Below are 19,485 nucleotides of genomic sequence, written 5' to 3'. Positions count from 1 at the left end.
TTAGTGTGGAGAGAATATTCTTATTGCAACATTACAATTTTTTTAAAAAAAATCATCTACAAGAAGCCGGGTGGTTAAGTCCCCGGCTTCTTTGCTTTTCTCTAACCCAACAAGTACGAATGGCCTAATGCATGAATATTACAGTATAACTTGTATCTAACTTCATGGGGCTACCTAGAATATTTAATCGATAATTGCACAATTATTAGAGCTTATGATTAATTAAATTTTAAGTTTTCCCGCATTATCCTAGAAATACATTGTTAATTCTCTCTCGATCATAATCTAGAATCCAATCGTTATATCCTGTATAGATATCCATGAGTTCTTTCCTTGATGCTGAAATAACATCGCAACCTCTATCATCATAGATATGAAATATCGTTTTCTTACTTATATTAATGAAATAAACCCTATGATAAATCTTTGGCTTAATTCCAACATCATGATTACATATAGCTTTGATTAACTGATTATATTTCAAGTCCTCAACTCTACATTTAGTCCAGTACATATACATGTTGTTCCTTGGGTCTAGGATGTCATCCGATTCACAATCCAAACCTGGAAATGTCTCAAGGCTCAAGGCTCTAATCGGCCCTTTCTTTTTGATATATTTCCTGTACAGGTTCAATTTCTTCATTTTGTGTTTAGGCTTATCTGCAAAATAAGCTTGAGTTATGAATAGGACTTCATCTTCTTGATCATGAAGAGCCTTAAATAATTCAAGTGATCGATGATAAACTTGTTCCATGTAATGCTCCGTATTCATTCCAAACATCAGAGGATTGCCAAGCTCGAATCGTATTGCAACTTCCCAATTATAAAAAAGAGGCGGTTCTAAGGTCAGGTTTGGAAAATTCTCTGCCAGGTACGTTTTTAGTTCCATTCTGTGGCCTCCGTCTCTTCAATAGTTGCCGATTTGACATATGAAAAATTAACCCCAGAACATTCCGTTATGACCTTCGTCCACGATCTTGAGTTGAGTTTCAAAATCTTCGTTCGGTTCGATATCATCGATATAATGCCACTTGCCTTTACTGTCCTGCCAATACACTTTCCATGCCCTCTCATCCAAACTGAACTGTGCTACCGGCGTCTGTACCCATTGATCACTTTGAAAGGCTTGTCTTTCTTCAATCAACGTCACATGTTGTCCTCTGATTTTATAACTAATCTTTACCTGACTTTACACATGCTCGGGTACAGCCTTCTCCGTGTAATGGTCCATAATCTTTTGAATGCGTTTCTTCGTAAAATCATCCATGCTCTCTAACTCTCCTGCCTTGATCCGTTTTGCTTTGATTATATCATGTTGTTTTCTCCGATTTAAATGATGCTTTTAGTGTTGTAAAAGGTTAAACGGAGCGCGGCTTATGCAATGGCAAGCCACGTCAGGATGAGTTGCTGCTCCCAATGGGGCAGTACCTTATGGGGTTGCCACCGCGTGCATTAGCGCGGTGCTCATGCTGCCATCTCGAGCACACTTTCATGATGGCAACACTTGGTGCATCACGATAGCTACGCCGTGATGCACGCAAAAAAGCGCCGCGACTTCATCGTCGTGGCGCTTCCTCCTGCTGCATAAGCCAATCGGTCATGCAGTTTTGTTACGCTACTGCGTCCCATAGGTGCAGCATAACGTTTTCTTTCGATTTTACAATTTTAACAATGGGACTATGCTAATCATTTACGACTTAGGGAACAGACCACGAGCTGGATGTTTCTCCTCATCTAAAAGCTGCCTCTCAAGCCAACAGAGCCTGAGCGATCTGATTGATAATGCCATTGATGCCTGTGGGTCCATAACAGCCGATCCATGTCGCGGAATGGTCCGTCCTAACATCCCCGGGGTTCCGCTTCGCTGGGGCTTAATTCATACAAATGATTGTTCAACCTTTTATACCGCTAAATGTAATGCCGCTAATAAACGTCTTTTGAAGAAAAAAGAACAGAACGATAATAGGTAATGTCATCAAGGTGGATACGGCCATTAATAGGCCCCATTCGGATCCCTTTTGACTCTGAAATTGCTGCAATCCGAGCGAAACCGTGTAAGATGGTTCATTGGTTAAATAAAGCAAGGGGCCCATGAAATCAGTCCAGCTCCCCATAAATTGAAACAATGCCACGGCTAATACGGCGGATTTGGCTAGTGGAAACATGATCTGTAAATATATGCGGAACTCACTAGCGCCGTCCAAGCGGGCCGCTTCGCGCAGGGCATCAGGCAGTCCCATGAAAAACTGCCGCAATAAAAAAATGTAAATGGGCACTCCAAAAAATTGGGGTACAATCAGTGGAAGAGGTGTTCCTACCCAACCTAATTTAGTAAACAACAGGAATAGAGGAATCATGGTCACCTGTCCGGGGATCATCATAACAGCAAGGGTAACAAAGAAAAGTATACCTCTCCCACGGTACTCTAATTTGGCAAAACTATATGCAACCAAGGGACAGGATATGATCACACCAAGCGTACTAACGATAGTTATAATCGCCGTGTTTTTCAGATATGTCCAGAAAGGGATATACTCAACAGCACGGGAATAATTACTCCACAGAATTGGACGCGGAATCCACTCTGGTGGGAATGTAAAGATTTGTGTGAGTGGTTTAAGAGAAGTCGAAAGCAGCCAAATGAACGGAATCATGAAAAATGCAGAAGCAACAATTAGACATACATAGGCTAACGCACGATTGATTCTTTTGATAGCGGTAGGATTCATCCCTTACTTCCTCCTTATTTCCCTTGATAATGAACCCAGCGTTTAGACGTAATAAAAATAATTCCGGTTAATGCCATAACGATAATAAATAAGATCCAGGCCATTGCGGAGGCATAACCCATTTTGAAATACCTGAAGCCGTTCTCATATAAATACATGACGTAAAAAGTCATGGAATTTGCAGGAGTTCCTTGCCCTTTGGTCAACGTATAGGGAAGAGTAAACTGTTGGAATGCACCAATCATTCCCATGACAAGGTTGTAGAAAATAACGGGAGTGAGCAAAGGCAGGGTTACCTTTCTCGTTTTCTGAAACCAGTTAGCTCCATCGATTTGCGCCGCTTCATAGTACTCCTCAGGGATGTCTCCTAATCCAGCAAGGTAGATAACGACAGCTTGCCCAATACCCCAAAGCGACATCAGAATGAGAGAGGGCTTGGACCACGACTCACCACCAAGCCAAGCGGGCCCTTCGATACCGATATTCGCTAACATCCCGTTCACCAATCCGAAGTTTGGATGTAACAGCCACATCCACAGAACTGCCAGAGCTACTTGTGGCACGAGAGTAGGTAAGAAAAAGATCGTTCTGAATACAGCCATACCCTTGACCTTCATATTCAACATCATAGCGAGTGCCACACCGAAAAATATACTTAATGGAACAAAAAATACCGTAAAATAAATCGTGTTGTATATGGATTTCCAAAACAGAGGATCATGAAAAAGCTCTTTATAATTATTCATTCCGATAAATTCACCCGGCTGTAGAATGCTGTAAGTAGTGAAGCTGAAGTAGATGGACATTAGCATGGGAATTGCATAAAAGCATAGCAGCCCTATAGCCCAAGGTGAAGCAAACAGCCACCCAATCACGTTAGTTCTGTGGAGTGCTCGTTTCCTTGCCGATGGAATTGCTTTTACTTGAACTGGATCGGCCAGTTTCGCCATGTACATTCTCCTTCCAATTGTCATTCATGAATAGGCAAGGAGAGAGAGTTCGCTCCCCCTGCCTACCGAGCACTCTATTTGTCGTATTTTTCTAAAGCCTTATTAACCGTCTCTGTTACTCTATCCAGGTTCTCTTTCGGAGTACCGTTACCGCGGGTAGCCTTTTCCGTAGCGGAAGCTAACTCATTCCACAGCAGTTGTCCTTCAGGAATAACCGGGCGGTTATGTGAATTGGGCAAAATATTAATAAATTCCTTCATAATCGGATCGTCCTTGTAACCGTATTTGTCGTTAACCGAATCAATAACGGAAATTTGAGAATCAGCGTTTAATAACGTTTGCCCCTCTTCTTTCCCTAAGAATTCGAGGAATTCCCAAGCAGCAGCGACGTTCTTGGCGCCTTTAGGGATAATAGCGGACCCGCCTCCCGACCATGTCGTAAAATTAGTACCTGTTGGGGTCGGTATGGGTGCAACACCGTAGTTTAAATCCGGCTTAAATTTTTCGATACCCTTCACCGTAAAGTTTCCACTTATCTTCATGCTGACTTGACCGGAAATGAACGGATCCATTTCCTCCGTACCCGCTGCACTTGTGAATCCCGCAATATCCTCGACATTGTATTTTTTGCCGAAGTCGGTCATCCATTGTAGCGCTTCCACGACTTTAGGATCATTTGCCGTAATTTTGCCGGTGGCAGCATCCTGGAATTCTCCCCCAAATGCCCATCCCCAAGTATACAGCCAGCCTTGCGAATACCATGGGATGAACCCGATCCGTTTGAAACGTTTACCTTCCTTGATGGTTAACTTATCGGCGGCCGCTTCAAGCTCGGCGATCGTTTGTGGTGGTTTGTTGGGATCCAACCCTACTTCTGTGAAATGATCCTTATTGTAAAATAGCAGGCGAGAGTCCGTATCCATCGGCATTGCATAAAGCTTTCCTTGATAACTGGACTCCTCCCATGCAAATGGATAATACATTTCCTTACGTATTCCGGATTCTGCTGCCATCGAGGATAAGTCAGTCAGAGAACCTTGCGCAGCCCAAGTACCGACCTTGAACCGATCGAAAAGTGCAACGTCAGGAGGATTGCCGCCTGCGACTGCAGTCAGCAGCTTCTGGTCGGATCCCTCGTTAGATTCTGTATAAACCAAATTCATTTTGATCGTAGGGTTTTTCTCTTCAAATGCCTTCACGACTTTATTCATATTATCTAAATCAATGGAGGTAAGACCATGCCACATCGTAACCGTTGTAATCCCCTCTCCGGCCTGATCACCAGAGCCTCCCTTCGTTGAACAAGCCGTTACAAGCAGTAACATAACCAGAAAGCAAACAAGAATTGGAAATGCGAATCTTTTGGATCTCCTCATTCAAAGTCCCCCTTAAGTTAAATGAATTCGTTTAACTTGAATTCCTATAGAATCCACTTCATTTTCTGATCATCCACAATTTATGTAAGCGCTAACAACTCTGGTGATATGAACTATAAAATCAGAAAATGATGAACACCGTGAATTTGTTATAGGAGCCCACTAGTTATACTGAGTATATTAATATGACATCATAAAACATGTCAATTGCAATATTACGACATCCCTATTCATGATGTATGGCTTTAATTTAGATATAGAAATCGACGTTTCATATGTCTGATATCAAAAAAAGTGCCGATAAGCCCCTCGGGACTTCTCGACACTTTGAACAAATATCCTTGCTTTTGTTTAGCTGCACTTGTATAGACCCTACCCGTTATTTTTCACGACCATACGATGTTTAATAATGTTCAGCTCGGGAACAGCTGTTCCATGCAATTGAGAGATTAACATATCCACTGCCAATTCACCCATCTGCTTCTCATCTTGCTTAATATGAGTGAAGATGGGTTGACCCAGGTGATCGTTCAGGGAGTCGAAACAAACGATTTCGAATTCCTCCAGAGATTTCCCCATCGAGTGGATGACTTGAGCCAGCATGGTAGCTATTAGAAATTCCGATGCGACAAACGCCTTTACATCAGGGTGTTTTTTCAAAAAATGCTTTACTGTTTCTTTATCACTTTCAATCGCTGTTCCATTTATGTTCTTGGGAAGGGTGCCCTTCAAGTTCGTCAATACATAATCTTTGTTCAAATTCATTCCTTCCTGGGTGAAGGCAAACGTATATCCGAGCAGTCTTTCCTCCAATGTTGAAGTGTTCTCTTCCGGAGGAGATAAAAAGGCAATTTTTTTATGACCTTTGCTAATCAGATGACGCGTAAGATCCATGGCTGCTTTCTTATTGTCTGTATATACCGAACAAACTGGAATTCCTTTTAGATATCTATCGGCCAAAACAATTGGAAACCGATCTAATACAAGTCGAAGCAGTTCAGAATTATAGTGTTGACCATGAATGGGGGTCACGATTAATCCTTTGATGCCTAAACCAATAAATAAGTCAATCGCACGTTTTTCCTCATCCCGATCCCCCCAGGTTCGCTTGATAATGAGTTGATAATTATGCTCAACACTCCGCTTTTCCATCGATCTAAGAAGTTCCAGGCCAAACTCGTCAGAAAAATTCGGTATAATAAATCCGATCAACCGCTTATCGTCCTCAGGAACCAAAGTTGTTCTTACCTCTGAATAATGCTTCGGTTCTTGTCCTCCAATGATACCATCGGCTACATATGAACCTTTTCCTTGTATTCGTTTAATAACCCCAGAATCTGACAATTTCTCCAGAGCCTTTTTAGATGTAATACGACTGACGCCAAATTGTTCAGCCAGCTCTTTTTCAGAAGAGACCCGGTCACCTTCGTTTAAACGACCTTCTTTAATCTCTTGTACAATATAGCTATATATCTGCTCGTATAAATGCAATTCCACAAAACCACCCTGACATCATAATATTAATATACTAAGTATATTACACAAGAAGTAATTCGCAAAGTTACCGGATGGGATTGTGGTGTTCCTTGAAGAAGGTCGAGCCCCCTAAGGATTGATGATTGTACAGGCGTCAATGCTGAAGGTTATCGTGGAATTCTAGGTTTAGCTTCGCTGAATGGATTTCTAAATTCGTCTACCCGATATCTGATGAATGTGTTGAATATGTACAGCGTTATAGGGAATATGGACATGTAGTGAGTCAGCTAACCTTTAGGTACAGTGATGTCTCTTCGGTTCTGGTCTTATCATTCATACGAAACACTCCTTTGACTGAATTCGACATGTGATCCTATGTAACTGGCAAACAAAAAAAGAAGATCATTCTTCATCCCGTTTGGGAATCAGATGACCTTCCGATGCTTTTGGAAACATATCATGCTGTAAAAGTAAAGCAAGAGCGCGGCTTATGCAACGGCAAGCCGCTTAAGGGTGAGGTGCTGCGCCCGATGGGTGCAAGCACTTTATGAGGATGCACCACGTTCATTGACGCGGTGCTCATCAATGCAGGCATCACCCGCGCATAGCCGTGATGTCTGCCAATAAAGTGCCACGACCGCGAAGCCGTGGCACCTCTCCCTTCTGCATGATGCCAATTGGCCATGCAGCTTGTGGAAGGCCGCCGCACCTACATGGCAGCGGCTTCTTCTCCCAGCGGCAGCGTGTAATACTGCGCCTGCTGCCCTTCATGCTGCTGGTACACTACGACCAGCAGCGTCCGGCCTTTCGCGGCAAGCGGGCTGGCGCCAGCTAGCACACGCTCAAGCCGGAACGGAAGCACATCCAATACGGTGTGCTTCTGCAGTTCCTTTTCGCCGAGACCCAGGTCGGCGAAAGCACGGGCACCCATGACCGTCTGTGCGGTCATGGCCGAGGTCATCGGCAACGCACGCGAAGCGTTGCCGTCTTCCCCGTCCGCCGCTCCATCCGCGGCGGACACTGTTGCGTCGCCCGAAGTGAGCGACGCTTCACCCCCGGCTTCGCTGCCGATCACACCCGCCGCATCTGCGGCAGAGTCTTCCCCGGCAGCAGCCGAACTTGCCACAGCGGCACTCGCACCCGTGCCGCTGCTTTCGAGCCATGCCGTGCCAGCGGCACCGGCAACACGTGGCAGACGAACGTCTTCCGGACGTTCAGCCAACGTTTTCATATAACCCGCCCACTGGTCTTTCTGGAGCGGATCTTCCCACCAGATTTTGCGCGGTTTGTATTTGTGGCCAAGGAAATAATCCAGCTTCATCAAACCTAGCACGATATCCATATGCGGCGTATTCCGCGACTCGAGGAAGCTGTGCAGACGTGTAAACAGATCCTCCAGTTGGTGCCCGATCTTCTGCCAACCCTGACCTTCCCAGTAATCCCCGAACGCCTGGAAGAAATCAAACGGCGAGTTGAACTCCTGCTCCATCAGATACTTCAGGGTGTGATCCATCCGGTGTGCGTTCCAGTATTTCTCCAACACATCTTCCAGCCGCTTTAGGCGCACGATGTCGCTAAACGGCAGCACGTCACTGCCCAGAATCTCATACGGTGCGTGATCCATGTACGTATAGTTATACTTCTCCGCATCCAGACGCAGGCCCGTACCACGCAGCATTTTGAGGAATCCAAGTTGCAGCTCTTCCGGCCCCAGTGCAAATACATCGTTAAACGTTTTGCGGAACGTATTGTAATCTTCCTCCGGCAGTCCGGCGATGAGATCCAGATGCTGATCGATTTTGCCGCTGGCTTTGACCTTGTTCACGGTACGGCTCAGCTTGGTAAAGTTCTGGCGACGTTTCACCAGTTCATTTGTTGGATCATTCGTGGATTGAACCCCGATCTCGAACCGGAATGTGCCCGGCGGCGCATTCTCTGCCAGATAGTCCAGTACTTCAGGACGCATAATATCCGCCGTAATTTCAAACTGGAATACCGTTCCCTGATGATTCTCGATCAGGAATTTGAACATTTCAAGTGCATAATCCCGCTTGATGTTGAACGTCCGATCTACAAACTTGATCAGCTTCGCACCCTTCTCGATCAGGTACAGAATGTCCGACTTTGTCCGCTCAATATCGTAATACCGCACGCCGACCTCAATACTGGACAGACAGAACTGACAACTGAACGGACAGCCCCGACTCGTCTCAAAATAAACAACCCGCTTTCCAAGCTCCGGGATATCTTCTTCAAATCGATGCGGTGACGGCAGATCGTTCAGATCCGCTTTCGGGCGTCCTGGCATGAGAATAACCTCTTCCCCTTTGCGATACGCCAGTCCATAGACAAAGTGGAACTTCTTGCTTCCTTCCAGCTCCATCAACAGCTGATGCAACGTCTCTTCCCCTTCACCCATCACGATGAAATCGACATTCGGAATCCGGTTCATCCAATATTCCGTGTCATAAGACACTTCCGGCCCGCCCAGCAAAATTTTCACGTCAGGCATAACCTTTTTCAGATTATCAATGACCTTGATCGTCTCTTCGATATTCCAGATGTAACACGAGAAACCAATCACGTCCGCGCCGCGCTGATACAGATCGGACACAATGTTCATGACTGGATCTTTGATCGTATACTCCGCCAGGTCAATATCAAAATCCTTCTCACTGTACGCCTTCAGACACCGCAAGGCCAAGGAGGTATGGATGTACTTTGCATTTAATGTAGAAAGAATAACCTTCATGGTTCACAACCTTTGCCTGGACACCCAGACCATATATTTTTTGGGAAAAGTAAAGCATCACAGCCATCCTGCCCCGGATGCTGTTCGTGCAAACCTCTTTAATCATAGCCATTCCACGTCTCATGGACATATCCAACTTTTGTCTTTCAAAGAGTGGACACTCTTTTAAAAAAGACACATACACCTCGCCAAACAAAAATCACAACATATAGTACACAACATATACAACAAAACTACATGCTGTATGTGAGGGGGTCGGACCTTTCTAACGACAATGTCCACCTTTTGAAAGACAATTCACCATCTTTTGTCCGCATCTCAGAGACAAAAAAGTCAACTTCAAACTCAACTTCACTCTGTAAAAGACCTCGTTCGCATTCCATCCATTATAGATATCCACATTTTACTGTATTGAGCCTTTAGGCTTTAGCCTCGAACCTCTACCGAACGCTTCCACCGTTCATGGACGAACCATCGACTTGCATGAAGCATATCTATCAACTTTTTGATTAATTAAGCTTTACGTGTCATGAACTTCAAAGACTTAAAATCGCGAATGAAAAAAATTCTTACTACATCCCAACCAGCCAAGCTCGCTCACATTTATCTCATACTCATTCAAACTTACTTATACCTTCTCATAACTACTCAAACTCGTAAAATGCATCATCATCCGTATCGACTTCTTCGCCCGATTGCTTCTGGAAAAACTCCAGGAACGGCAGTCCGTACTTGCGGTACTTGACCTCACCGACCCCTTTGATATCCAGCATGTCACGTTCTGTCTGTGGACATACCACACTCATCTCACGCAGGGTCGCATCATTGAAAATAATGTACGATGGCACATGCTCTTTCGCCGCCAGATCACGCCGGATCAGACGCAACTGCTCAAATACCGTCTCATTAACCGCAGATGGCATCGCATCGCGACCACGACGTCCGCCGTAGTTCGTACCGGAAGCCGTTGCCGCTGTCTTGCGGACCACACGCTGCATCACTTCGCGCTGGCCTTTAAGTACTTCCACCGCCAGTGGCTGCAAACGAACGACCGGATACTGTCCCTCGGACAGCATCAGATATCCCTCGGATACCATCACGTTGATAATCTCCGATATTTCGCGCTCTGTCCGATTGCCCATCACACCATAGGTTGGCAGAGAGTTGAAGCCGTAATCAAGCACTTTTTTGGCACGTGAACCTTTGAGCACCGAAGCGACCAGTGATACACCATAGCGTTCACGCATGCGGTGAATGCAGCTGAATATTTTCTGCGCATCAATGGTCATATCAACCAGCTCGCGGTCGTCCGTACAGGAACTGCAAATACCGCAAGGCGTATCGTCATGCACCTCACCGAAATAGTCCAGCTGCGCACTGCGCAGACAACGTGTCGTGTAACAGTAATCCACCATCTGTTGCAGCTTCCGGTAATCATTCTGTTTGCGATCGCCGTCCATCGGATTTTGCTCAATCAGGAACTTCTGGGTGATAATGTCCTGAGCCCCGAAGAGCAAAATGCACTGACTTGGCTCTCCGTCCCGTCCCGCACGCCCCGCTTCCTGCACGTATGCTTCCATGTTCTTCGGCATGCTGTTATGAATCACGTAACGTACGTTCGACTTATCAATCCCCATTCCGAACGCATTCGTTGCCACCATCACCCGGATATCATCGTACAAAAAAGCTTCCTGGCTATGGGCCCGTTCATCATCCGTCATTCCGGCATGGTAGCGTCCAGCAGGCAATCCCGCCTGCAACAAACGCTGATGCAGATCGTCCACGTCCTTACGGGTCGCAGCGTATACAATCCCCGGCTCGCTGGCATGCTCGCGCGCATAATTCAGGACAAAGTCCTTCTTGCTCTCGCCGCGCAGCACGCTAAACGCCAGATTATCCCGCCCAAGTCCGGTCACGTATGTCTGCGGATCCTGCAAACGCAGCAGCCGCAGAATATCGCCCATGACCTCGGGCGTCGCTGTCGCCGTGAAGGCCGCAACCACCGGCCGCTCCGGCAAACTGTCCACAAACGGCGCTACCGCCAGGTAGCTTGTCCGAAAATCATGCCCCCACTGTGATACACAGTGGGCCTCATCCACAGCCACGCACGAGATCGGCAAATAGCCCATCTCCTCGCGGAACCAATCCAGCTCCAGTCGCTCAGGCGCGACATAGAGCAACTTCAGCTCACCGCGCTGCGCCGCGCGGATGCGATCATTCACTTCTTTGCCGCTTAACGTACTATTAATATACGCGGCAGCAATTCCGGCGGTCGTCAACGCATCGACCTGGTCCTTCATCAATGAGATCAACGGGGAGACAACTAGCGTCAGACCCGAATATAACAGAGCGGGGATCTGATAACAGATCGACTTACCGCCCCCGGTTGGCATAATGCCAAGCGTATCTTCACGTTCGAGCAGGCTGGCTACAATCTTTTTCTGTCCCTCACGGAAGTCGGGGTAGCCATAATATTTTTGCAGGAGACCCTGCGCTTCTTCAATAGTTGGTGTTTGCACACTCATGTAAAGACTCCTTACTTATCACCGGTGTTCTTCCACCAGCTTGGTCCGATCCGATTCTGACATCCGAAAGCGGCTCATATACCGCATCCTTGACAACAAAATGGCGTTCTCATGACTTGTCCGTCAAGCAAACGCCGCTCCCTTTAGTTTAACGGCCCAGCCCCGAATGAGCAACCGCGTTTTACTGTAAAACGTTCTTTTGCAAATGTGTAACACTGGTCTAACATGAGTAATAGGAAAGATTGCAAGTAGATTCAGATGTGATTGAACATTCTAAGTAAAATCAAAAAACAATCGTATGCCTTTTTAGAGACCAGACGATTGTTTGAATTTTAAGTGCAATTGCTAATCTTTTAGCGCCTCAACTTCTGACTCCGGCAAATCACTAGCCTTGGTAATAACTGAAACTTCAATCCCGAATGAGGGCATATTTTTTGCTATTTCAATCGCCTTTCTTTTTCACCTTCAACTAACCCTTATTCCATTCCCTTTTCCGTAGCCCACTCAATCATTGAAGCTTCATCATGCAAATACTTCTGACGCTCTTCATACAAACGACGTGCTTCCCGATCCTGACTTAAGAACTCCAGTGTATCCATTGCCTTCTTCAAAGTCGGTTCGTTCATTTGCAACACCTCCCAATTGAATTTGTCAGCACCCCCTCAATCTCACTCGACAACTTCTGCTTTTGCATTCATTCGATAATACAATCCTTTCCTGTCCATCAGCTGTTCATGCGTCCCATCTTCAACAATTCGGCCATGCTCCATCACAAGGATACGAGAGCACTGACGAGCGACCTCCATGCGGTGTGTGGCGATCAACCCTATCTTGTCTTTCATATAGTTCATCAAGTGATTCATCACGTTCTGTTCTGTCTGAAGATCCAGGGATGAGGTTGGTTCGTCCAGAATATACAGATCGGATGACCTCATAAATAGTCTAGCAAGTGACAGTCGCTGTTGTTGGCCTCCAGAGAGATTGGCCCCTTTCTCTTGCAAAATCGTAGCGTATTGCTCCTCCTGGGAATCGATGAAATCATGCAATCCTGCCTGCTCTGCCGCAAGCTTCACCTTATCCAAAGTAGCGTATATGCTCAGACGAATATTATCCTCAATCGTTCCTGTAAAAAAAGTTGGTGTCTGTGGCATGTACGCCAGTCTGGATGGGTTATCCCTTTTCACATACTCTGCAACATGTTTATCGCCTAGTAATACGCTGCCTTTCGTTGGCACGATCAGCCCTGCACACACTTGGCACAATGTAGATTTGCCTGCTCCGCTGGCGCCAACGATCGCAACCAATTCACCAGGAACCAGATGAAGCGTAATCTGATCCAGAATCCTCCGACCGCTGTCTTCATCGGTTACCGCAACCTGTTGAAGATGTAGCATATCACGTTCGTTCTCTCGGTTTGCTGTTTGTTGTAGTTGTTCTTGATCTTGATTACAAATTCCCTGTGCAAGCTCCTCATGCTTAGTATTGGATGCGTCTGTCTTCTTGTTCTCCGCCAATTTCAACCATGCAGAGATACGTCCAAATGCACCCACGCTCGCTTGCATCTGACTCCACTGGCTGGACAAGCCCAATACTGGCCACACCACCAGTTCAAACAGCAGACTACTTGCGACAACCATGCCAGGTGACAAGGTTCCTCTAGCCGCTGACACAGCAATAAGGAACAATGCTGCCAGCTGAGCCATACCAAATACCGCCATCGCTACATTATCTGACATGCTCAATGTCATCTGCAATTTGGTCTGAACACGGTTAAGTGATTCCTGTTGTGTTCGAAAACGAGTGAGAAACCACGGTGATGCATTATAGGCTTGAATCATCTGTAATCCTTCAACATACTGTTGAATCTGCTGCTGTGACTCACCTTCCCTGGATTCGACCTCATCGGACAGATGAACAATTCGCTGATCATATAACCTAGCCGTGAACCAAATTACCCCTGCACTCACCAAGGCGATAACCGCAACCCGTGCATCTGCTCTATACAAGTATCCCAGTGATAGAGCAATGATGAATATAACCGTAACTCCCTCTGCCATAGCCTCTACCACTTCTGCACCATGCTTGGTATCTTCTTTGATACGAAGCATCACATCTCCGGACTTCTGTCTGCGCACCCATGAATAGGGCATCCGGTTTAACAGTTTCAACAGATCCATGGACATGTCCCGTTGCATCGATTCCTTGAGCCATACCAGCACATAACGATGCATCGCGAGTAAAACAATAAATCCTGCCAGAATGGCGATAAAGATCATCGCCGTAGCCTTCAACTGCTCTTGTCCCCCATCATGAATGGCATCAACGAAGAATCCCTGCACGAAGGCAAGGCCCCAATCGAAGACTGCATCTGCTGCAATAAAAATGAGCAAGATCGATATCGCTAATCCATAAGGCTTCATCCAGCGAAAAATAACAGGCCATACGGTGCTCAGTGATGCAACTTGCTTTGAGTCATCTCGAATATGATTTCCGTTCATCTGATGACGAGCTTCTATTTCATTTATTTCATTTATTTCATTTATTTCATTTATTTCATTTATTTCATTATTTTCATTTGTCTCATTTGCTCCAGTTTTCTCTTGAACGCTCCTCACATCAACGCCACCGGCATATGCTGCATCTTCAATTTTGTTACTCATGCTGTCCCTCCACTCCTGTGCCCTGCTCTGCAATATAGCTTCGATATCCGTTTGGACGATCCAGCAATTCACAATGGGTTCCCGTATCTTCGACGCGCCCCTTCTGAATATAGATGACCTGATCCGCCCGTTCGATCAGTGATAATCGATGGGTAACTGCAACAACGGTTGTGCCTTTGTCAGCAGTGATACAGGAAAACAATTCATTCAATCGTTGCTCATGCCACGCATCTTGAGATGACGTCGGTTCATCCAACAATAGAATATCCGGGTCCCTCAGCAACGCTCTGGCTAAACTAATCCGCTGAAGCTCACCACCCGACATTGTCCCACCTTGTAGCTGAAGCTCTGTCCCATAGCCGAACGATTGACGCATAATGGCTTCATGTGCGTGAGCCATGCGGGCCGCAACCTCTACCTGATCAGCAGATATCCCTTCTTGTCCAAATACAATATTCTCTTCTACCGTGCCTGTGAAAACAAAGCTTTGTTGCGGAACATACACCTGATTGACATGCTCTGTATGAGCTTCGTGCATATCATGTAATGAGTTCTTCTGATTCATAACCTGGATTGAACCAGTGACTGGTGTATCTAATCCGGCAATTAATTTCAATAAGGTGGTTTTTCCACATCCACTTGGCCCCGTGATTACAGTGAGCTTTCCTTTCGCGGCTACAAAAGAAATATCCGTTAACACTTCTTCTTGTTCTGCATACCGATAAGACACATCCTGCACGTTGATGCCAGCCGGTTTAGATTGCTTTTCAAGCTGTCCTAAATTCGTTTCAGATCGTACATATGTAGTTGTACTGGTCTTAATCACCCCATCCTTCTTCTCCAAATCCAGCACCTCAAAAATTCTGGATGCATGAGAAGCAGAACCAATAAAATCATTCCACAGCCCAGATAACGATTCAATCGGACGAGTTAACTGACTGCTCGCCACCAGAAAAGCCGCCAGTCCTCCCACATCCATCTGTCCATTCAGTACCTGTATGCCGCCTAGATAAAGAATCAGAATCATCCCACCATACGTTGAGACTCGTCCAGCTGCCTCTGATAGTCGTTGTAACACAGATACAGACATCGAATGTCTGAACACTTGATCCATTCGATCTTTAAAATGATGGTATACATAAGCCGCGAGTCCATAGCTACGGATCTCCACCGGAGCTTGAATAATTTCAGTCAGCATCTCATCTCTTGAGGCCGCACTGGTATTCAACTGATCATGTTGTCGTTGCAGACGTCTTCCCAGTCCTACCGTTACGAAAGGATAGATCAACGTGAATGCGATGATAGCCATCGACAGTGGCAAGTTCACCCAACTGAAGTAAGCAAATGCAAGGATCAGCTGAATGATATTTTTGGAGAGTTCAATACCGTGTTGATTTACCCCTCTCTGTGCTTCCTTGGCAGAAGTCCAAACCCTGGAAGATAGATCACCCGTATGATAGGGTTCCAGATCCCGTGTCTCTGTGTTACCGAGAGATCCAAGCAATAGGGACTGCACGGCCAATAATGTTTTTTGCTGGAATAACGTCTCGACCCACGTCATGAATGCGGTTACAACCAACCGTAATACTACAACGCAAACGCCTATGATCAATCCTGAGTAAAGTAACGGAAATTGGGATTCTGTAGCACCTTTGACCAGTCTTCGAATTGATTCCAGATATCCAACCTCGATCAGGGAAACCATAAATGCGGCGAAAAGCAACAGAATGATAAACATTCGGTACTTACCCGTTAATGTCCATAATCGAGTCAGCATGCCTAACGTCGTGTAAGTTCGTTTGTCTACTAACATGGATGCTTTCTCCAATCTTGTCATTAAATTATGTACTTGGTTATGATATCATCGGTGATAAGGTAAAAATGAACATTTATTGCTGTAAGTACGAACAGAAGTAAGGGAGATTAATATGCAACAAGATTTGCTGAATACATTGGATAAGTTATTCGACTACATAGAAGACCATATTCAAGACAAATTAACGCTCGATCATCTGGCATCCGTGACTCATATATCGAAGTTCCACCTGCATCGTATGTTCAAACATGTAAGCGGACAATTGCCCGGGGAATACATTCGTTCACGTAAATTGGCACGCAGCTTGGAACAATTGGTGAATCTGAACTGGAAGATTATTGATATCAGCGGACATTACGCTTTTGAACATGAACAATCCTATATACGTGCTTTCAAACAGGCCTTCGGTATCACCCCGCTGCAATACCGCAAACAGGGAGCGGGAGAGCTTGAATTCACAGCCCGTATGACTTCATCCATGATCACAATGCTGCCCTACGGATACATATTCAAACCAACGTATGTACGAAAACCAGCCATGAAACTCATCGGACAACAATCCCATATTCGATATGCAGACAATGAAGAACACTATGAAGCTAATTCAGCAGGCAACGACTTCTATGAAAAACACTTTCATTCGATTCCTAACGTATTACAACCCAACGTGTATATTGGGTTTACCAATGAAATTAACGAGGATTACAGCACATATCAACCGTCTGTAGAAGTAAGCAGTCTAGATCATATCCCTGAAGAGCTGAATGGCATTGAGGTCCCAGCTAACCAGTATGCGGTATTCAAATACGTCTGTGATTTCCACCCAGGTCTGATCAACATCGACCATCTGGACAGTGTCTGGACATTTATCGATGAGTATTGGCAGAGTCATTCGGGGTACGAGAAGAGTGATCCATACTATTTTGAGAGAATTGATGGCAGTCTGGCTCAGGACCACTATGGAGAGATGGACATCTATATTCCTGCAAAACAAATTTCACTGTAAGCTGCAAATGGAGGTTCAATGCCTATGCATCAAAATAATCATGCTAATTCAAGTTCATCCATTACAGATTCTCGCAAACCTTGGATTCGTCGACACCCGGTCCTCACTATATTTACATTATTGATTCTTGTGCTGTTTGCTTCCGTATTCCTGTATTTCTGGCTCCGTCCATACTTCTCCACTTTTGACCGTTCTGAGAAAGGAGAATCGAGCTATTCCATGCCTTCGCGTAACGGTGAATATACTGCCGAGATTTACGGCGTACCATACGGTGGTGCGGCAGGCGGTGTTACAATCTGGGTCGATGTGAAAAAGACGGATGCCCCTGAGGACTCCACGGTAAAAACGATATATCGTGCCGAGCACCACGGGAATAACCATCTCGAATGGGAAAGTGAAAACACACTCCGAATTGAGAACTGGAATGAATACACGGATGAGAGCATTACGCTTAACCTTGATGAGGAAATATATGATGGACGGGGCTGGGCGTGCAAAAGCTTACGGATGAAGAACCAGTATGTGCGCTGCTTCGCACCCGAAAAGTAAAAGTAGCTTAACAGCTTAAATGACGGCCCTCATGCTCGGCTCTCATCTTGATGCGTTATCTTCAATGCATGGCACATCAGAAGTTCTACGCTGTATAGCCTTGTGAAATTTTCGCCAAAATGCTTAATTCCATTACACCATGACAGGGATACACATGCGATACGAGAAAGCGTAAAAGCCCCACTCACCGACTATTTCGGTCAAGCGGGGCTGCTTGTTGATTATCTGTTCCATTTCGTCTCCCTACTTACGAGGTGACACTTCACCACGTTCTTCCCGCTCCTTCATCTCTTTACGCACTACTACTTCAAGCTTCTGCCGATTGGCAAGCAATCCGGGATCGTCGGGCAAATACTCACGGGCTTTGGTGTTATGCATCAAGGCCTGTTCCCAGTTGCCCAGATGGGCATAACAAAGGGAAAGCCGGGCATGTGGCAACCACGTGCGGCAAGCCACGGGCACCGGGCGCAGACCCGGATCGCGGCTGCTCACGTCTACCGCCTGCATATACCAATAGATCGCCGAGACGGGTTCCTGCCGTTCATGGAAACAGGCTGCAATGGCGCAACAGAAATCGGCATGTGGCAGATCATACTGGAATGACTGCAACAATGCGCCGAGCTTGCGACCTGGCTCACCAAGCCGTTCATGACATTCCGCCAGACGCGCACAGGCAATGAGACGATCCTCGCGGTAACCGCTTGGCTGTTCCAGCAGCTTCGCATAACCGCGTGCCGCCGCTGTATACTGCTTGCGGTCATAACATTCGCCTGCATAATAGAACAGCAGGCGACCTTGGGCTACGCCCTCTTCGGCGATCCATTTGCGCAGAATGCGCACGTTTCGCGCCGAATGATGTCCCGCTTCGCGGCGATGCGTGACGGCAATATCTGCCGTAATGACCTCGCCCTGCGGGAAGCTAAGCTGCTCGTGCAGCCGGCCATGCCAGCGGCAACCGGCAGCCCGCTTGACCAGGCGAAGCCGTCGGTCCGTCACGAGCGGACTTCCCTCCGGCCCCTCGGCCAGCGTGTAGTTCAAGATCACAGCCGCCGTCTCCCCCTCAGACGGAAGCTGTTGCTTCAACACCTCCAGCTTCGCCCGTTCCGCGGGCAGCAGCACATCATCCGCATCCAGCCACAGGATATACTCCTGCGTGGCCTTGGCGAATGACTCATTCCGCGCTGCGGCAAAGTCTTCTTTCCATTCATACGTGTAGACCAGGTCAGTATAATCCGCAGCGATGTCCATCGTACGATCCGATGAACCAGTATCCACAATAACGATCTCGTCCGCGATGCCAGCAACCGAGTCGAGACAGCGCGCCAGCGTGCGTTCCTCGTTCTTCACAATCATGCACAGACTGATGGTGATCACGTTTTGAGCCCCTTCCTGTCGTACGCGTATTGCAAAATGTCATTTCAAAGAATACATATCATTCTCACCTTGGCTAACGAACTGAGGTAACGCTATTGAGTGTATTTCAGCCAATTGGAAAATCTAACGAATCTGAGGCGCGCTATCCTTGCATTTTAGGGATCCATTCCTCTTTTATCACAGCTTTCTAATGAAATAGCGTCGCTTAGATTCGTTAGAACTAGACTGTCCTTGACTTAGACTCTCATTCTCCCGTTGCCTCTGCCTCTGTC

General features: G+C 46.3%; 13 protein-coding genes and 1 pseudogene. 2 read left to right on the top strand and 12 right to left on the bottom strand.

The features are described 5' to 3' along the window. Positions 1–244: 244 nt before the first annotated feature. The 11 genes and pseudogenes from ACTHPG_RS03000 to ACTHPG_RS02950 all read right to left on the bottom strand — a co-directional run bounded on the left by ACTHPG_RS03000 (position 245) and on the right by ACTHPG_RS02950 (position 16,281). On the bottom strand, positions 245–889 hold the full coding sequence (locus tag ACTHPG_RS03000) for a DUF3885 domain-containing protein (RefSeq protein WP_440387626.1): 645 nt from the start codon (positions 887–889) through the stop codon (positions 245–247). 48 nt (positions 890–937) lie between these two features. Next, a complete protein-coding gene (locus ACTHPG_RS02995; RefSeq protein ID WP_440390111.1) occupies positions 938–1,177 on the bottom strand; it encodes a DUF3024 domain-containing protein in 240 nt (79 codons plus the stop codon). Between the two features lie 715 nt (positions 1,178–1,892). Then, positions 1,893–2,729, bottom strand: a complete 837-nt coding sequence (locus tag ACTHPG_RS02990; protein WP_095289351.1) for a carbohydrate ABC transporter permease — start codon at positions 2,727–2,729, stop codon at positions 1,893–1,895. Between the two features lie 14 nt (positions 2,730–2,743). Continuing rightward, positions 2,744–3,679: a carbohydrate ABC transporter permease gene (locus ACTHPG_RS02985; RefSeq protein ID WP_237176406.1), complete on the bottom strand. Its 936-nt coding sequence runs from the start codon at positions 3,677–3,679 to the stop codon at positions 2,744–2,746. Positions 3,680–3,753: 74 nt separating this feature from the next. Then, the gene (locus ACTHPG_RS02980; protein ID WP_339259722.1) at positions 3,754–5,055 is read right to left on the bottom strand and encodes an ABC transporter substrate-binding protein; all 1,302 of its coding nucleotides are present in this window, start codon (positions 5,053–5,055) and stop codon (positions 3,754–3,756) included. Between the two features lie 372 nt (positions 5,056–5,427). Continuing rightward, positions 5,428–6,552, bottom strand: coding sequence for a GntR family transcriptional regulator (locus ACTHPG_RS02975; RefSeq protein ID WP_440387623.1), 1,125 nt, complete (start codon positions 6,550–6,552; stop codon positions 5,428–5,430). Between the two features lie 688 nt (positions 6,553–7,240). Next, complete coding sequence (locus ACTHPG_RS02970) at positions 7,241–9,283, bottom strand: B12-binding domain-containing radical SAM protein (protein WP_440387622.1); 2,043 nt, start codon at positions 9,281–9,283, stop codon at positions 7,241–7,243. Between the two features lie 644 nt (positions 9,284–9,927). Further along, entirely contained in the window at positions 9,928–11,808 is a 1,881-nt protein-coding gene (gene recQ, locus ACTHPG_RS02965) for a DNA helicase RecQ (protein WP_440387621.1), read from the bottom strand. A gap of 345 nt (positions 11,809–12,153) precedes the next feature. Then, positions 12,154–12,467, bottom strand: a pseudogene (locus ACTHPG_RS02960) (Rpn family recombination-promoting nuclease/putative transposase); the annotation flags it as partial. 9 nt (positions 12,468–12,476) lie between these two features. Next, the gene (locus tag ACTHPG_RS02955; protein ID WP_440387619.1) at positions 12,477–14,468 is read right to left on the bottom strand and encodes an ABC transporter ATP-binding protein; all 1,992 of its coding nucleotides are present in this window, start codon (positions 14,466–14,468) and stop codon (positions 12,477–12,479) included. After that, positions 14,461–16,281 carry an ABC transporter ATP-binding protein gene (locus ACTHPG_RS02950; RefSeq protein WP_440387617.1) on the bottom strand — a complete coding sequence of 607 codons (1,821 nt, stop codon included), beginning with the start codon at positions 16,279–16,281 and terminating at the stop codon, positions 14,461–14,463. Before ACTHPG_RS02950 ends, ACTHPG_RS02955 begins: the two co-directional genes overlap by 8 nt. A 115-nt stretch (positions 16,282–16,396) precedes the next feature. Here ACTHPG_RS02950 and ACTHPG_RS02945 point away from each other — a divergent pair, with 115 nt between their 5' ends. Together ACTHPG_RS02945 and ACTHPG_RS02940 are read left to right on the top strand one after the other, a co-directional pair. Next, positions 16,397–17,290, top strand: coding sequence for an AraC family transcriptional regulator (locus tag ACTHPG_RS02945; RefSeq protein ID WP_440387616.1), 894 nt, complete (start codon positions 16,397–16,399; stop codon positions 17,288–17,290). A 24-nt stretch (positions 17,291–17,314) separates the two neighbouring features. Next, a complete protein-coding gene (locus ACTHPG_RS02940) occupies positions 17,315–17,839 on the top strand; it encodes a DUF5412 family protein (protein ID WP_440387615.1) in 525 nt (174 codons plus the stop codon). 243 nt (positions 17,840–18,082) lie between these two features. Here ACTHPG_RS02940 and ACTHPG_RS02935 read toward each other — a convergent pair whose 3' ends face one another. Beyond that, positions 18,083–19,192 (bottom strand): glycosyltransferase, encoded by a 1,110-nt coding sequence (locus ACTHPG_RS02935; RefSeq protein ID WP_440390110.1) that lies wholly within the window; start codon positions 19,190–19,192, stop codon positions 18,083–18,085. Between the last annotated feature and the right edge of the window lie 293 nt (positions 19,193–19,485).

The organism is Paenibacillus sp. SAF-068 (assembly GCF_051967555.1).
In the GTDB taxonomy this organism is placed as follows: domain Bacteria; phylum Bacillota; class Bacilli; order Paenibacillales; family Paenibacillaceae; genus Paenibacillus.
Note: the sequence above shows the minus strand (reverse complement) of the source record. Positions and strands in the feature narration are given on the sequence as shown.

Excerpts from the sequence above, each read along its gene's own strand:
- recQ (WP_440387621.1), bottom strand. The coding sequence starts at position 11,808 with ATGAGTGTGCAAACACCAACTATTGAAGAAGCGCAGGGTCTCCTGCAA.
- ACTHPG_RS02970 (WP_440387622.1), bottom strand. The coding sequence starts at position 9,283 with ATGAAGGTTATTCTTTCTACATTAAATGCAAAGTACATCCATACCTCC.
- ACTHPG_RS02950 (WP_440387617.1), bottom strand. The coding sequence starts at position 16,281 with ATGTTAGTAGACAAACGAACTTACACGACGTTAGGCATGCTGACTCGA.
- ACTHPG_RS02990 (WP_095289351.1), bottom strand. The coding sequence starts at position 2,729 with ATGAATCCTACCGCTATCAAAAGAATCAATCGTGCGTTAGCCTATGTA.
- ACTHPG_RS02935 (WP_440390110.1), bottom strand. The coding sequence starts at position 19,192 with ATGATTGTGAAGAACGAGGAACGCACGCTGGCGCGCTGTCTCGACTCG.
- ACTHPG_RS02980 (WP_339259722.1), bottom strand. The coding sequence starts at position 5,055 with ATGAGGAGATCCAAAAGATTCGCATTTCCAATTCTTGTTTGCTTTCTG.
- ACTHPG_RS03000 (WP_440387626.1), bottom strand. The coding sequence starts at position 889 with ATGGAACTAAAAACGTACCTGGCAGAGAATTTTCCAAACCTGACCTTA.
- ACTHPG_RS02985 (WP_237176406.1), bottom strand. The coding sequence starts at position 3,679 with ATGGCGAAACTGGCCGATCCAGTTCAAGTAAAAGCAATTCCATCGGCA.
- ACTHPG_RS02940 (WP_440387615.1), top strand. The coding sequence starts at position 17,315 with ATGCATCAAAATAATCATGCTAATTCAAGTTCATCCATTACAGATTCT.
- ACTHPG_RS02955 (WP_440387619.1), bottom strand. The coding sequence starts at position 14,468 with ATGAGTAACAAAATTGAAGATGCAGCATATGCCGGTGGCGTTGATGTG.
- ACTHPG_RS02945 (WP_440387616.1), top strand. The coding sequence starts at position 16,397 with ATGCAACAAGATTTGCTGAATACATTGGATAAGTTATTCGACTACATA.